Source organism: Kitasatospora sp. CMC57 (genome assembly GCF_045866025.2).
In the GTDB taxonomy this organism is placed as follows: Bacteria; Actinomycetota; Actinomycetes; order Streptomycetales; family Streptomycetaceae; genus Kitasatospora.
Window position 1 is genome coordinate 2,748,091 of record NZ_AP035881.2, and the last position, 15,149, is coordinate 2,763,239.

The 15,149-nt window shown below is 72.3% G+C and carries 13 protein-coding genes; 8 read left to right on the forward strand and 5 right to left on the reverse strand.

The features are described 5' to 3' along the window. Positions 1 to 11: 11 nt before the first annotated feature. The 3 genes from ACKUU6_RS12050 to ACKUU6_RS12060 are packed head-to-tail and all read left to right on the forward strand — an operon-like array spanning position 12 to position 3,027. Positions 12 to 836, forward strand: a complete 825-nt coding sequence (locus ACKUU6_RS12050; protein ID WP_407992102.1) for an STM4013/SEN3800 family hydrolase — start codon at positions 12 to 14, stop codon at positions 834 to 836. After that, on the forward strand, positions 833 to 2,131 hold the full coding sequence (locus tag ACKUU6_RS12055; protein ID WP_407988498.1) for an STM4012 family radical SAM protein: 1,299 nt from the start codon (positions 833 to 835) through the stop codon (positions 2,129 to 2,131). The genes ACKUU6_RS12050 and ACKUU6_RS12055 overlap by 4 nt, the downstream gene beginning before the upstream one ends. After that, entirely contained in the window at positions 2,128 to 3,027 is a 900-nt protein-coding gene (locus tag ACKUU6_RS12060) for an STM4011 family radical SAM protein (protein ID WP_407988499.1), read from the forward strand. The genes ACKUU6_RS12055 and ACKUU6_RS12060 overlap by 4 nt, the downstream gene beginning before the upstream one ends. On the opposite strand, the gene ACKUU6_RS12065 is transcribed toward ACKUU6_RS12060, so the two are convergent. Next, entirely contained in the window at positions 2,996 to 4,159 is a 1,164-nt protein-coding gene (locus ACKUU6_RS12065; RefSeq protein ID WP_407988500.1) for a serine/threonine-protein kinase, read from the reverse strand. The genes ACKUU6_RS12060 and ACKUU6_RS12065 overlap by 32 nt on opposite strands. A 159-nt stretch (positions 4,160 to 4,318) precedes the next feature. Here ACKUU6_RS12065 and ACKUU6_RS12070 point away from each other — a divergent pair, with 159 nt between their 5' ends. Together ACKUU6_RS12070 and ACKUU6_RS12075 are read left to right on the forward strand one after the other, a co-directional pair. Next, on the forward strand, positions 4,319 to 4,696 hold the full coding sequence (locus tag ACKUU6_RS12070) for a nuclear transport factor 2 family protein (protein ID WP_407988501.1): 378 nt from the start codon (positions 4,319 to 4,321) through the stop codon (positions 4,694 to 4,696). A 120-nt stretch (positions 4,697 to 4,816) separates the two neighbouring features. Continuing rightward, positions 4,817 to 7,099, forward strand: a complete 2,283-nt coding sequence (locus ACKUU6_RS12075) for an FdhF/YdeP family oxidoreductase (protein WP_407988502.1) — start codon at positions 4,817 to 4,819, stop codon at positions 7,097 to 7,099. Between the two features lie 272 nt (positions 7,100 to 7,371). On the opposite strand, the gene ACKUU6_RS12080 is transcribed toward ACKUU6_RS12075, so the two are convergent. Then, positions 7,372 to 8,859, reverse strand: coding sequence for a C40 family peptidase (locus ACKUU6_RS12080; RefSeq protein ID WP_407988503.1), 1,488 nt, complete (start codon positions 8,857 to 8,859; stop codon positions 7,372 to 7,374). Positions 8,860 to 9,222: 363 nt separating this feature from the next. Between ACKUU6_RS12080 and ACKUU6_RS12085 the strand changes: the two genes are divergently transcribed. Together ACKUU6_RS12085 and ACKUU6_RS12090 are read left to right on the forward strand one after the other, a co-directional pair. After that, positions 9,223 to 10,392, forward strand: a complete 1,170-nt coding sequence (locus ACKUU6_RS12085) for an inorganic phosphate transporter (protein WP_407988504.1) — start codon at positions 9,223 to 9,225, stop codon at positions 10,390 to 10,392. 19 nt (positions 10,393 to 10,411) lie between these two features. Then, the gene (locus ACKUU6_RS12090; RefSeq protein WP_407988505.1) at positions 10,412 to 10,660 is read left to right on the forward strand and encodes a hypothetical protein; all 249 of its coding nucleotides are present in this window, start codon (positions 10,412 to 10,414) and stop codon (positions 10,658 to 10,660) included. Positions 10,661 to 10,723: 63 nt separating this feature from the next. Here ACKUU6_RS12090 and ACKUU6_RS12095 read toward each other — a convergent pair whose 3' ends face one another. Beyond that, a complete protein-coding gene (locus tag ACKUU6_RS12095; RefSeq protein ID WP_407988506.1) occupies positions 10,724 to 12,250 on the reverse strand; it encodes an MDR family MFS transporter in 1,527 nt (508 codons plus the stop codon). Between the two features lie 109 nt (positions 12,251 to 12,359). After that, positions 12,360 to 12,833 (reverse strand): MarR family winged helix-turn-helix transcriptional regulator, encoded by a 474-nt coding sequence (locus ACKUU6_RS12100; protein ID WP_407988507.1) that lies wholly within the window; start codon positions 12,831 to 12,833, stop codon positions 12,360 to 12,362. 97 nt (positions 12,834 to 12,930) lie between these two features. Here ACKUU6_RS12100 and ACKUU6_RS12105 point away from each other — a divergent pair, with 97 nt between their 5' ends. Continuing rightward, positions 12,931 to 13,965, forward strand: a complete 1,035-nt coding sequence (locus ACKUU6_RS12105) for a DUF3533 domain-containing protein (RefSeq protein WP_407988508.1) — start codon at positions 12,931 to 12,933, stop codon at positions 13,963 to 13,965. A gap of 4 nt (positions 13,966 to 13,969) precedes the next feature. Here the strand turns inward: ACKUU6_RS12105 and ACKUU6_RS12110 are convergent, their stop codons facing one another. Further along, a complete protein-coding gene (locus ACKUU6_RS12110; RefSeq protein WP_407988509.1) occupies positions 13,970 to 15,139 on the reverse strand; it encodes an ROK family protein in 1,170 nt (389 codons plus the stop codon). Positions 15,140 to 15,149 lie beyond the last annotated feature (10 nt).

Genomic DNA, 15,149 nt, shown 5'->3' on the forward strand with positions numbered 1-15,149 from the left:
CGATCCCCGACATGAACGAGGTGATCGGCAGCCACGACCTGCTGCTGGTCACCCTGGACACCCTCCGCTTCGACGTGGCCGAGGAACTGACGGCCGCCGGACGGCTGCCCAACCTCGCCGCCGTACTGCCGGGCGGCCGGTGGGAGCGGAGGCACTCCCCCGGCAGCTTCACGTACGCCGCCCACCAGGCCATCCTGGCCGGGTTCCTGCCCACCCCGGCCACGCCGACCGGGCCGCATCCGAGGCTGTTCGCGGCCCGGTTCGGCGGCTCGGAGACCACCGCGGAGCGGACCTGGGTCTTCGACACCCCCGATCTGCCCTCCGCGCTGGCCGCCGCCGGGTACCGGACGGTCTGCGTCGGCGGGGTGGGGTTCTTCAACAGGCAGGGCCCGCTCGGTTCGGTCCTGCCCGGGATGTTCCAGGAGAGCCACTGGGAGCCCGAGTTCGGCGTCCCCTCGCCGACCTCCTTCGAGGCGCAGGTGACCAGGGTCGAGCAGGTGGCGGCCGAACGACCGCCCGGGCAACCGCTGTTCCTGCTGCTGAACGTCTCGGCACTGCACCAGCCGAACTGGTTCCACCTGCCCGGCGCCACCAAGGAGGACGGCGACACCCGGGCCAGCCACGCCGCCGCGCTGGAGTACGTGGACGCGCACATCGGGCGGCTGTTCGCGGCGATGAGCCGCCGCCGCCCGTGCTTCGCCATCGTCTGCTCCGACCACGGCACCGCCTACGGCGAGGACGGCTGGACCGGGCACCGGATCGGCCACGAGGTGGTCTGGACCGTCCCGTACGCGCACTTCGTCCTGCCCGCCGGAAGCCAGGGGATCGACTCATGAGGCCGTACGAGTCCTACGTCTACGCCTACCCGCACAAAACCGCGTACCGGCCGCTGGCACCCCGGCCGGCCCTGCGCGAGCTCTGGGCGGGCGAGCCACAGGACGCGCTCTCCCTCTACCTGCACATCCCGTTCTGCGAGGTACGCTGCGGGTTCTGCAACCTGTTCACCCGGATCGGCAGCCCTGACGGGCTGACCACCGCCTACCTGGACGCGCTGGAGCGCCAGGCGGTCGCCGTCCGGGCCGCGCTGGACGAGGATGCCCGGTTCGCGGTGGCGGCCTTCGGCGGCGGCACGCCCACCTACCTGACGGCGCGGGAGCTGGAGCGGCTCTGCGATCTGACGGAGCAGCGGATGGGGGTGGACCTGCGGGCCGTCCCGCTGTCGGTCGAGGCTTCTCCGGACACCGCCACCACCGACCGGCTGGAGGTGCTGGCGGACCGGGGCACCACCCGGCTCAGCCTCGGGGTGCAGTCTTTCCTGGACGAGGAGGCCAGATCCGCCGTCCGTCCGCAGAAGCGGGCGGCGGTCGAGGCGGCGCTCGGCCGGATCAGGGCGGCCGGCTTCCCGGTGCTGAACATCGACCTGATCTACGGCATCGACGGCCAGACCGGGGCGAGTTGGCTGCGCTCGATCGACGCGGCACTGGCCTGGCGACCGGAGGAGCTCTACCTCTACCCGCTCTACGTGCGGCCGTTGACCGGACTGGCCCGCCGGTCCACGCCGCAGGACTGGGACGACCAGCGGCTGGCGCTCTACCGCTCGGGCCGGGATCACCTGCTGGCGCACGGGTACCGGCAGGTGTCGATGCGGATGTTCCGCCGGGCCGGCGCGGCGGCCGAGGTGACGGGCGAGTACAGCTGCCAGACCGACGGCATGGTGGGCCTGGGCTGCGGCGCCCGCTCGTACACCGCCGGGCTGCACTACTCCTTCGACTACGCGGTGAACGCCACCGAGGTGCGCGGCATCATCGACGACTACGTGACCACCACCGACTTCGCGCACGCCGAACGGGGCTGGCCGATGGACCGGGACGAGGCCCGCCGACGGCACCTGCTGCAGTCGCTGCTGCAGGCCGACGGACTCGAACTCGCCGACTACCGGAGCCGGTTCGGCTCCACCCCGGCCGAGGACTTCCCGGTCGAGCTGGCCCGCTTCGCCGAGCGCGGCTGGCTGGCGGACGGCCCCGACCGGCTGGCGCTGACGGCCGAGGGGCTGGCGTACTCGGACGCGGTCGGCCCTGCGCTGTTCTCCCCCGCCGTGCGGGGACGGATGGACGGGCACATCGCCCGGTGAGCACCTACCTCGGACTCCCGGGCACTCAGCCGGAGTTGACCGTCCTGTATCGGGGCCCGCTGGCCTCCTGCGACTACGACTGCCCGTACTGCCCGTTCGCCAAGCGCCGGGACAGCCCCGACACCCTGCGGGAGGACCGCGCCGCGCTGGAGCGGTTCTGCGACTGGGTGGCCGAACAGCCTGCCGTCTCGGTGCTGTTCACCCCCTGGGGCGAAGGGCTGGTGCGGTCCTGGTACCGCCGGGCGATGGTGCGGCTGAGCCTGCTGCCGAACGTCCGCCGGGTGGCGATCCAGACCAACCTGAGCTGCCGCACCGACTGGCTGGCCGAGGGCGACCCGGCGAGCCTCGCGCTCTGGGTGACGTACCACCCGGGGCAGGTCGCGCAGGACCGGCTGCTGACCAAGTGCCGGGAGCTGGACGCGCTCGGCGTCCGGTACAGCGTCGGCGTGGTCGGGCAGCCGGAACACCTGGTGGCGGCCCGGGAGTTCAGGGCTGCGCTGCGCCCCGAGGTCTACCTCTGGATCAACGCCGCCGAGGGCCGCAGCTACACCGACGCCGAGGCCGCCGACTGGACGGCGCTGGACCCGCTGTTCGGCTGGAGCCGCGAGCCGCATCCGAGCGAGGGCCGCCGCTGCCGGACGGGCTCCTCGGTGATCTCGGTCTTCGGCGACGGCTCGGTCCAGCGCTGCCACTTCGTCCGGACCCCGCTCGGCAACATCCACGACGGCTCCTACCTCGCCGGACTGGCCGAGCGACCCTGTCCCCTGCCGGTCTGCGACTGTCACATCGGGTACGTGCACCTGGAGACGCTGCCGCTGTACGAGCTGTTCACCGAAGGGGTGCTGGAGCGCATCCCGTACGGGCTCAGCCGACCAGCGGCGCCAACTGACCGGTGACCGGGGCGGCCCTCGGCGGCAGCCGCACGGTCAGCCGGGCGAGGTCGCGGGCGGCGTCCTCGGCCTGCTGACCGTCGAGGCCGGTGGCGAGCAGTTCACCGAGCAGGCCCACCGCCTCGGGCACCCGCCCGTCGGCGGCGAGCCAGAGCGCCAGGTCGTGACAGGTCCGCAGGGTGCGCGGGTCGTCCGGGCCGCACTCGCGGGCGAACGCGCCGATCAGCGGCGGGAGTCGACGGGCCGCCTCGGCGGGCGAGCCGGCCGCCCCGAGGGCCCAGACGGCGTCGGCCCGCGCCCGCAGTTCGGCGACCCTGCCGGGCCGGATCTCGGCCAGCCGCCGGGCCACCTCAAGGCCGTCGGCCGGGCGGTCGGCCGGGTTCTTGGCCATCAGGTCGAGGATCAACCGCTCCAGCGGAAGCGGCAGCTCCGGGGCGAGCTGCCGGGGTCTCGGCGGGTCCAGGTCGACGTGCTGGCGCATCAGGCCGACCACCGTCCCGGCGTTGAACGGCCGCTGCCCGACGCACAGTTCGTACAGCATGCAGCCGACCGCGTACAGGTCCACCCGGCCGTCCACCGGCCCGTCCGCCCAGCGCTCCGGCGCCAGGTAGACCGGGCTGCCGATCACCGTCCCGACGGTGGTCAGGCCGCCCGGGCGGCCGTCCAGCCGGGCGATGCCGAAGTCCAGCACCTTGGCGCTGCCGGAGTCGGTGATCATGATGTTCTCGGGCTTGATGTCCCGGTGCACCACCTCGGCCCGGTGCGCGGCGGCCAGCGCCACGCAGACCTGGCCCAGCCAGTCCAGCACCTGCGGCAGTCCGGGTCTGGACCGCTTGACCACCGCCGCCAGCGAGCGGCCCTGCACCAGCTCCATTACCAGGTACGGACTGCCGGTCACGGTCTCGCCGAGGTCGTGCAGGGTGACGATGTGCGGGTGGTTCAATTTGGCCACCGCGCGCGCCTCGTGGCGGAACCGGGCGAGGTCACCGGCGCCCAGCTCGGCCGAGTCCGAGATCACCTTGACCGCGATCTCCCGGCCGAGCCGGGTGTCGACGGCCCGCCACACCACCCCGAAGCCGCCCCGGCCGATCTCCGCGATCAACTCGTACTTGCCGTCCAGTACGTCCCCGGCCCGCATCAGCCCTGCTCCCCCCGACTACCGCCCCGTCGAGGAGAGTTCACCACACGGCGGTGGCCTGGAGGGGAACAGTGACCAACCTTTCGGCAGTCGGTTCGGCGACGGCGGAAAGCGGCTCGTGGGGACGAGCGCGCGCGGAACGGCTGGTATTACTGGGGCATGCAGGAAGAGACCGCACGCTCCGCGATCGACACGTTCATCTCCGCGTTCAACGCCTCGGACGACAGCTACGTGACTGCCCTGCTCTCCCAGGCCCTGACCTCGGACGTGGTCTTCTGGGGACCGTTGGGCCGCAGCGAGGGAATCGCGGCGGTCGAGCGGTTCGTACTGGACATCCGGCGTCACCCGGCGGGGCCCGGCACGATGGTGCGCTGCTCAGCGGTGGACATGCCGGACGAATGGGCCAGGTACCAGTGGGTCTTCACCACGCCTGACGGCGGCCCCCGGCTGGCGGGAACGGACGTCGTACATCTGCGACGGAGCCTCATCGACCAGTTCATCGTCTTCGCGGGGGAGATCGAGCCGTCCGCCTCCTGAGTCGTCCTTCTGTCGCTGGTGTTGCGTCGGCGCAGGTAGCGGTGGATGCCCGGGCGCCCGTCCCGCCGTGCGGCCCTGCGTAAGGTTGGGGCCGGATCCGTACGAGGAAGTAGGGCTGTCATGGCGAAGCAGGCGCCGCAGAGCGACCCGGCGCAGGACCGGGCCAAGGTCACCGACCCGCAGCACGCGGCGGCCGGCCTCCCGGCGGTGGCCCACAGTCTGCGGATGGCGCACGAGCAGATGAGCCCCGGGCGGACCCTGGCCACCCTGCGGAAGGTGAACCAGCCCGACGGCTTCGACTGCCCCGGCTGCGCCTGGCCCGAACCGGGCAGGACCCACACCGCCGAGTTCTGCGAGAACGGCGCCAAGGCCGTCGCCGAGGAGGCCACCGAACGCCGGATCACCGCCGCGTTCTTCGCCGAGCACCCGGTCGCCGAACTGGCCGAGCGGTCCGGCTACTGGCTGGGCCAGCAGGGCCGCCTGACCGAGCCGATGCTGTTGGAGGCGGGCGCGAAGCACTACACCCCGGTCTCCTGGGAGCGTGCCTTCGCGATCGTGGCCGAGGAGCTGAAGCAGCTGCCGACCCCCGACGCCGCCGCCTTCTACACCTCGGGCCGGACCAGCAACGAGGCGGCCTTCGCGTACCAGCTGTTCGCCCGTCAGCTCGGCACCAACAACCTGCCGGACTGCTCCAACATGTGCCACGAGTCCTCCGGTTCGGCGCTGGTGGAGACCCTCGGGGTGGGCAAGGGCAGCGTCAGCCTGAAGGACCTGTACCAGGCCGATCTGATCATCGTGGCCGGGCAGAACCCGGGCACCAACCACCCCCGGATGCTCTCCGCACTGGAGCGGGCCAAGCGGGCGGGCGCCAAGATCGTCAGCGTCAACCCGCTGCCCGAGGCCGGTCTCGAACGCTTCAAGAACCCGCAGAACGCGCGTGGCCTGGCCGGCGCGGGCACCAAGCTGACCGACCTGTTCCTGCAGATCAGGCTCGGCGGCGACCTCGCGCTGTTCCGGGCGCTGAACCAGCTGATCCTGGCCGCCGACGACGGCGTCGACCACGACTTCGTCGCCGAACACTGCCTGGGCTTCGAGGAGTTCGCCGCCGAGGCGGCCGCCACCGGCCGGGACGAGGTGCTCGCCGCCACCGGCCTCCCGTGGGAGCAGATCGAGCAGCTGGCCGAGCTGACCCTGAACGCGCAGAAGGTCATCGTCTGCTGGGCGATGGGCCTGACCCAGCACAGGCACTCGGTGCCGACCATCCGCGAGGTGGTCAACTTCCTGCTGCTGCGCGGCAACGTCGGCCGCCCGGGCGCGGGCGTCTGCCCGGTGCGCGGGCACAGCAACGTGCAGGGCGACCGCACGATGGGCATCTTCGAACGCCCGGCCCCGGCCTTCCTGGACGCGCTGGGCAAGGAGTTCGGCTTCGAGCCGCCGCGCCACCACGGGCTGGACTCGGTCGACACCATCCGGGCGATGCGCGACGGCAGGGTGAAGGTGTTCTTCGCGATGGGCGGCAACTTCGTCGCGGCCACCCCGGACACCGAGGTGACCGAGGCCGCGATGCGCCGCTGCGCGCTGACCGTGCACGTCTCCACCAAGCTGAACCGCTCGCACGTGGTCACCGGCGCCCGGGCGCTGATCCTGCCCACGCTCGGCCGGACCGACCGCGACCGGACCGCCGACGGCGCCCAGTTCGTCAGCGTCGAGGACTCGATGGGCATGGTGCACTCCTCGCGCGGCGGCCTCCAGCCCCCGTCCGAGCAGCTGCTCTCCGAGGTGGCCATCGTCTGCCGGCTGGCCAGGGCCGCCCTCGGCGAGGAGAACGACGTGCCGTGGGAGCGGTTCGCCGAGTCGTACGACACCATCCGGGACCGGATCTCCCGGGTGGTGCCCGGATTCGACGACTTCAACGCCAAGGTCCACCGCCCCGGCGGCTTCGCCCTGCCGCACGGTCCGCGCGACAGCCGCACCTTCCCGACCGCCACCGGGAAGGCCAACTTCACCGTCAACCCGCTGACCGCCCCGGAGGTGCCCGCCGGACGGCTGCTGCTCCAGACGCTCCGCTCGCACGACCAGTACAACACCACGATCTACGGCCTGGACGACCGCTACCGGGGCATCAGCGGCGGCCGCCGGGTGGTCATGGTCAACCCGGCCGACGCGGCCGAACTCGGTCTGGTCGAGGGCGGGTACGTCGATCTGGTCAGCGAGTGGGTGGACGGCAGCGAACGCCGGGCCCCGCACTTCCAGGTGGTGCACTACCCGATGGCCCGGGGCGGGGCGGCGGCGTACTACCCGGAGACCAACGTGCTGGTGCCGCTGGACTCGACCGCCGAGATCAGCAACACGCCGACCTCCAAGGCGGTACTGATCCGGTTCGAGCCCGACAGCACCGGCTGACCGTCAGGTTCCTTGGCCGACACTCCGCCCGCGAGTGACCGACATGTCCGATTTGCACCTGATCCGACACCGGCTCACCCCACTGCCGGAGGTACCCTGCGCCATGGGCGACACCGGCTCAGCCTGTTCACGGCCGGGGTCATCGTGCCCGACCTGGAGCTGCTTCCGCTGCTCTGCGTCGCGGCGCTGCCGGCCTGGCTGATCGTCACCGGCCGTCCGGAGATGGTGGTCCGGCCCGAGCCTGCGGCGGCCTGACCCCTGCGGGGCCGCCGTCAGCCGGTGGTGCTCGGCGAGCTGAGCGCGTCCTTCCTGGAGGCGGACACCGAGGCGGCGGCGGATGCCGAGGCCGACGCCGAGCCGGTGGGCGTACCGGTCGGCGAGGTGGAGCCCGAGGGCGAGGGCGAGCCCGTCCCGGTGCTCGGGGAGGAGCTGTCCGACGGCGTGCCGGTGGGCGAGGTGGTGACCGGCGGCACGGTCGGGGTGGTCGGCGAGGTGGTGACCGGCGGCACGGTCGGGGTGGTCGGCGAGGTGGTGACCGGCGGCTTCGGCAGGTTCTCCGGCTTGGACGGCTGAATGGGCGTCACCGCGTCCGCCTCCTTGGGCAGCTCGGGCACCTTCCAGCTGCCGCCCGGGTCGTCCGAGGCCGACTGCGGGTCGGGCCGGACCGCGCCGAGGATCGGCAGCGCGCCGATCGGCGCGACCTTGATCACCGCACCGGTACGGGGCGCCACCACCACCAGACCACCGCCGATGTACATCGCGATGTGCGACGCACCGGCGAAGTAGACCACCAGGTCGCCGGGGCGGAGCTGGTTCAGCGGCACCTTGGTCAGCTCGGACCACTGGTCCTGGCTGACCCGGGGGATGGTCACCCCGGCGGCGAGCCAGGCCTGCGAGGTGAGCCCGGAGCAGTCGAACTTGTCCGGCCCGGTGCCGCCCCAGAGGTAGTCCTTGCCGAGCTGGGCCAGCGCGAAGGCGACCGCCTTGCGCCCGGCCTGCGAGGGCGTGCGCTCCCCCTTGCCCAGCGCGCCCGAGGCGAGGAAGGCCAGCTGCGCCTCGTCCGCCTGGTTCTTCTCCAGCTGCTCCAGTTCGCTGCGCTGGGCCCCGGTGAGCGAGCTGACCATCTGCTCGACCTCGGCCAGCCGTCGCGCCACGTCGGCCTTGCCGGCCTCCTGCTGGGTGGCCAGCGCCTGGGCCTGGGCGAGGGTCGCCTCGGCGAGCTGCTGAAGCACCGTCAGGGTGGCCCGGTCGCCCTTCAACCGGTCCAGGAACTCGCTCTGCGACCGGCCGGCCGCGTTCATCAGCTCGACCACCACCGCCGCCTCGTACGGGGAGTCGCTGAGCAGCAGCTCGGCGAGGTCGGACGCGTTGCCGTTCCGGTACTGGGCCGCGGCCAGCTGGGAGGCCAGGTCGCTACCGGCGTCCACGGCGGCCTGCTGGTGCTCCAGCCGGACCTTGAGGTCGGCGACGGTGGCCTGCTGGGTGGCGAGTTTGGCGACCGTCCCGTTGTACTGCTCGGTGGCCGCCTCGGCCTCCCGGTACAGCTCGTGCAGCCGGTCCAGCATCGGACCGAGGGTGGCCTTGGCCTGGGCCAGTGGGTCCGCTCCGGAGGCGACCGGGACAGGCGGCGAGGGCGCGGCGAACGCCGTACCCGCCGTGCCGAACGCGAGCGAGGCCAGGGCCAGCACCGCCCCGCAACGCAGCGCGGCTCGCACCCAGGGCCGCACGCCGTTCTCCGTCGTCCGAACCCCAGCGCGCATCAGCTCGCCCCTCCCCGTAGTCCCCGACCTTGACCTTGCCGCGTCCCACCCGGCAATTCGCTCCCGATCCTGCCACGCGCCCCCCGGATCCAGACAGGGGGCTACCGGGCAGTCGGAAGAATTCTCAGGGCAAGTTCAGCTTGGATGTGAGACAGCTCTCAACAAACCATCACCAAGCCGGAGCTTGTCCCCCAAATCGCCTGCCCCACGGCCCCGCCGCCACACAACGGAAGCGCTCCGGACACCTCGGCGACACTCTCGGAACCACAGCTCCCGTCTGAGTTCACCTTCCGTTCACCAACCCTCCCTACCGTCACCCGTGACACCAGCGTCAGTCCGACAACTACGACGATTGTTTGGGTTATGGAACACATCACGTTCCTGGTGGCCGTTGTGATCATCACGGCGCTCGCCTTCGACTTCACCAACGGCTTCCACGACACCGCTAACGCGATGGCCACCTCCATCGCCACGGGAGCCCTCCGCCCGAAGGTCGCGGTCACCATCGCTGCGGTCCTCAACTTCGCCGGGGCCTTCCTCTCGGTGAAGGTCGCCACCACCATCTCCGGCGGCATCGTCAACGAGAAGGCAGGCCTCCAGCCCTCGATCATCTTCGCCGCCCTGGTCGGCGCGATCCTCTGGAACCTGCTGACCTGGCTGAGGGGCCTGCCCTCCAGCTCCTCGCACGCGCTGTACGGCGGCCTGATCGGCGCCACCGTCGTCGGCGTCGGGCTGAACGGCGTGAACTTCGGCGTCGTCCTCTCCAAGATCCTGATCCCGGCGGTCGCCTCGCCGATCGTGGCCGGCCTGGCTGCCTGGGGCGCCACCAAGCTGGCCTACCGGATCACCCGCGGCGGCCGCGAGAAGGCCACCAACAAGGGCTTCAGGACCGGGCAGATCTTCTCCGCCTCGCTGATCTCGCTCGCCCACGGCACCAACGACGCCCAGAAGACGATGGGCATCATCACCCTGACCCTGGTCTCGGTCGGCGCCCTGCCGAAGGGCGCGCTGCCCCCCACCTGGGTCATCGTCAGCGCCGGTGCGGCGATCGCGATCGGCACCTACATGGGCGGCTGGCGGATCATCCGCTCGATGGGCAAGGGCCTCACCGACATCCAGCCCCCGCAGGGCTTCTCCTCCGAGGCTGCGGCCGCCACCGTGATCCTCACCTCCTCGCACATGGGCTACGGCCTGTCGACCACCCAGGTCTGCTCGGGCGGCATCATGGGCGCCGGTCTCGGCGGCCCGAAGGGCGAGGTGCGCTGGAGCATGGCCCGCCGGATGGTCTACACCTGGGGGCTGACGCTGCCCGCCGCCGCCACCGTGGCCGGTCTGGCCGCCTTCGTCGCGGACCAGGGCACCTGGGGCGTCGTACTGGTCGGCGCCGCGCTGGTGGCCGGTTCCGGCGCGATGTGGATGCTCTCCCGCCGCCAGCCGGTGCATGCCGACAACGTCAACGACACCGACGTCACCCCGGTCGAGGTCCCGCAGGCCCCGCTCCCCACCCCCGCCACGACCACCGTCGCGGCCTGAGCCCGGAAGGCTTCCCCTCATGACCATGAGCATCAAGTGGGCCGCCCTGGCCCAGACCGCCGGCGCCAGCTTCGTCATCACCGTCGCCACCGTCGCCGTCTTCGCCCTCGGCATCCTGGCGCTGTCCCGCCGCGAGGCCGCCCAGGAGGCCGCCGGGGCCGGCGCCGGCGGATCTGGCCGCGCCAACCTGGCGCTGGCCGGTGCCTCGGTCTGCTTCGCCGCCTGCGCCTCGGTGGTGGGCTACGGCCTCTACCTGATCGCGGGCTAGCAAGTACGGATACGCCGCTGCCCTCCCCGTCCGCCAACGGGGAGGGCAGCGGCGTGTCGGTACTCAGTCGCGGGCGAGCTCGCGCGGCCGCTCGGCCGGGGCGTCGTCCTGCGTGGTGCGCAGCGGCACCTCGCGGATCAGCAGCACCACCAGGAAGGCCAGCAGAGCGAGCGGCGCGGCGAGGAGGAAGACCGTGGCGACGCCGTGGCCGAAGGCGTCGGTGACCAGCGGGACCACGGGGGCGGGCAGGGTCCGGAGGTCCGGGATGCCGCCGCCGACGGCCCCGGTCGGCAGGTGGGCGGCGGCCAGACTGTCCGTCAGGTGCCGGGTGACCTGGTGCGAGAGCAGCGCGCCGAGAGCGGAGACGCCCATCGCCCCGCCCATGGTCCGGAAGAAGGTGACCGTGGAGCTGGCGGTGCCGAGTTCGTGCCGGGGCACGGTGTTCTGCACGGCCAGCACCAGGTTCTGCATGGTCAGCCCGAGGCCGATACCGGTGATCGCCATCGCCACCGCCAGCATCGCGTACGGGGTGTCGTCCCTGACCGTGCCGAGCAGGGCGAAGCCGACCGCGAGCATGCCGGTACCGGCCACCAGGTACGCCTTCCAGCGGCCGTACCGGGTGATCAGCCGGCCCGCGACGGTGGAGGAGACCGCCAGGCCGAGGATCATCGGCAGGGTCAGCAGGCCGGCCATGGTAGGCGACTCCCGCCGGGCCAGCTGGAAGTACTGGCTGAGGAAGGTGGTCGCGCCGTACATCCCGACCCCGATCAGCACGCTGGCGATCGCGGACAGCGTGACCGTGCGGTGCCGGAACAGGTCCAGCGGGATGATCGGCTCGGCCGCCCGGCGCTCGGCCAGCACGAACAGCACGGCCAGTGCGAACCCACCGCCGACCATCGCCAGGGTCTGCCAGGAGAGCCACGGGTAGCTGTCACCGGCCAGCGAGATCCAGATCATCAGCAGGCTGACCGAGGCGGTGATCAGCGTCGCCCCGAGGTAGTCGATCTTCGCCTTGCGGCGGACCACCGGCAGCCGCAGGGTCCGCTGCAGCACCACGATGGCGATCAGCGAGAACGGGATGCCCAGGTAGAAGCACCACCGCCAACCCAGCCAGCTGGTGTCCACCACCACGCCGCCGATCAGCGGGCCGCCGATGGTGGCCAGCGCGAAGACCGCGCCGAAGTAGCCGCTGTACCGGCCGCGTTCGCGCGGCGGGACCATGGCGGCCAGGCAGATCTGGGCCAGCGCGGTGACGCCGCCCGCCCCGATGCCCTGGAGCACCCGGCAGGCGATCAGCTGGCCGGTGTTCTGGGAGAGCCCGGCCAGCGCGGAGGAGACGATGTAGATCACCAGGGCGATCTGCACCAACAGCTTGCGGCTGACCAGGTCGGAGAGCTTGCCCCAGATCGGGGTGGCCGCGGTGAGCGAGAGCAGCGCGGCGGTGACCACCCAGGTGTACGCGGTCTGGCCGCCGTGCAGGTCGGTCAGGATGTGCGGCAGCGCGTTGGCGACGACGGTGGAGGAGAGCACCGCCACGAAGAGGCCGAGCAGCAGCCCGGAGAGGGCTTCGAGGACCTGACGGTGGGTCATGGGCGCGGGTTCTGACGGTGTGGTCATGCGGGTCCTTCGGCCTGGATTTTCGTTGCCTTGAGCAACCATAGGACGAGATGGTTGACATAGGCAACAATTGGCCTCGGGGTCAGCCGAGCTTGGGCTCGCCGATCGCGTCGTTGAACCGCTTGAGGAGATCGGCGAGTTGGGCCACGTCGGCACTCTCCCAGCTGTCCAGCATGTCCCGGAACCGGCCCAGCCGACCGCTCCGAGCGGCCACGTAGCGGGCCTCGCCGTCCGGGGTGAGCGAGACCAGCGAGGAGCGCCGGTCCAGCGGGTCGGTCTCCCGGGTGACCAGCTCCAGCTCCTCCAGCACCTTGACCTGCCGACTGATGGTGGCCTTGCCCACACCGAAGTGCAGCCCGATGTCGGTCAGCCGGACCTGCCCGCGCTCCTGGATGAAGCCGAGCATGCTGTACGCCACACCCTCCAGCGCCGGATGCACCTCCCGGGACATCTCCGCCGCCCGCGCCCGGCCCCGCCGGAACAGCACCGCGACCTCGCGCTCCACGGCGATCAACGCCTGCTCGGCGGTCCGGTGGTCAGCTGCCCGATCGGTCATGGCGCCAGTATCCCGCAGTCGAGCCTCCGGTGATCCACAACTGTTTCATGATATGAAGTATCCGTTTCGCACCCGTTTGCGTTCTAAGGAGAGCTTCATGGCCGACCCAGGCCGCCAGGGATTCGTCGCGGAACTCAAGGACGCGGTCACCCCCCGCGCCGCAATACTGGTGATCGCGGTGCTGCTGCTGCAGCTCGGGTTCATCACCTCGTACGTCGGGGCCCTGCACCACCCGACCCCGCACGAGCTGTCGATCGCGGTGGTCGCGCCCCCGCAGGTGAGCCCGAAGCTGGTCGGCGCGCTGGAGGGCGTACCGGACGACGCCGTCCGCGCCAGCACCGCGACCGACCGGGACGACGCCGTCGCCAGGATGAAGGACCAGAAGATCTACGCCGCCTGGCTCTTCGACCCGTCGGGCACCCAGGACACTCTGCTGGTCGCCGACGCCCGTGGCCCGGCCGCCGCGAGGGCCGCCGAGACCGTCGTCAGCGCCGTGGACAAGAGCCAGGGCCGGACGGTCGTGGTCGAGGACGTCGTCCCGCTCGCCAAGGGCGACGCCGAGGGCCTGTCCTCGTTCTACCTGGTGGTCGGCTGGTGCGTCGGCGGCTACCTGGTCGCCTCGATCCTCGGCATCAGTGCGGGCTCCCGCCCCGCCAACCCGAGCCGCGCCGTGATCCGGCTCGGCACGCTCGCCCTGTACTCCGTCGCGGCCGGGATCGGCGGCGCGGTCATCATCGGGCCCGTGCTCGGCGCACTGCCCGGCTCCAGCTGGGGACTGATCGGCCTGGGCAGCCTGGTGGTGTTCGCGGTCGGAGCGATCACCATGGCGTTCGAGTGCCTCTTCGACGTGATCGGGATCGGGCTGGCGGTGCTGATCTTCGTCGTGCTCGGCAATCCGAGTGCGGGCGGGGTGTTCCCGCCGCCGATGATGCCCGCCTTCTGGCGCGCGATCGGAGCCTGGATCCCGAACGGCGCCGGCACCGACGTGGCCCGCTCGATCGCGTACTTCGGCGGCACCAACGTTCTCGTACCCCTGCTCGTCCTCGCCGCCTGGGCCGTGGTGGGGGTCGGGGTCACCATGGCAGCGGTGATCCGGCGCCCCCGGTACGGGCGGGAGCACGTGACCGTCTGAGCGGTCAGGCGCCCGCGTACGCGCCCGGGTTGGCGATGATGCGGCGGACGACGCCCACCGCGGCGCCCAGGAGGGGGCCCCTGCGGCCGAGGGGGGAGACGGAGAGCCAGGCCTCGTTCCAGGGGCGGACGGTGACCCGGGCGGTGAGCTCGGCCCGCATGGTGGGGAGCAGCCAGTCGCTCAGCTCGGCGTAGCCGCCACCGAGCACGACGGCCTGCGGGTCGAGCAGGTTCACCGCCCCCGCCGCCGCGATGCCAAGGGCGGACCCGGCGCCCGCCAGTGCGGCCAGCACCGCCGGGTCCCCCGCGGCGGCCCGTTCTGCCAGCAGGGCGACCCAGTCGCCCCCGACGCCCTCCAGGCCCGCCGCCCGCAGGACGGCGGTCTCGCCGGCGTACTGCTCCAGGCACCCCCGGGCGCCGCAGGCGCAGGGCGGGCCGTCCGGCCAGACCGTCACGTGGCCCAGTTCACCCGCGAAGCCCCGGGCGCCGCGCAGCAGTTGACCGTCGATCACGATGGCCGAGCCGATCCCGGCCTCGGCCGAGAGGTGGCAGAAGTCGTCGGGGCGGCCGGCCAGCCAGAGTTCGGCCAGGCCACCGAGGTTGGCCTCGTTGGCGACCTCGATCGGCAGTGCGGCCAGCTCGGCGGCGCCCACGGCCCGGAGGGCGGAGCGCAGTTCGGCGGTGGCGGGCACGTCGGTCCACCCCAGGTTGGCCGCGCCCGCGATCACCCCGGTCGCCGCGCCGACCAGTCCGGGCACGGCCAGGGTCAGCCCGGCGGGCCTGAGCCCCGCCTCGGCGGCGGCCCGGTGGAGCAGCTGGGCCAGGTCCGCCAGGACGGCGGCGGGACTGCGGCCCCGGTTGCCGGTCTCCAGCCGGTGCCAGCTGCGCACCTCGCCCCGGAGGTCGACCACGCAGGCGGCCAGGTGCTCGACCCCGATCTCGCCGCCGATCCCGGCCGGCCCGTCCGGATTGAGCGTCAGTTCACTGCCCGGTCGGCCGACCCGGCCGTTCGGTGCGGTCGGGCCGGCCTCGGTCAGCAACCCGGCCGTCAGCAGCTCCTCGACCAGTGAGGAGACCGCCGCCCGGGTCAGGCCGGTCGCCCCGGCCACGGCCGCGCGGGAGCACGGCCCGGCCGCGATCTCGCCCAGCACCAGGGCCAGGTTGGCCCACCGCATCCCCTGCTGA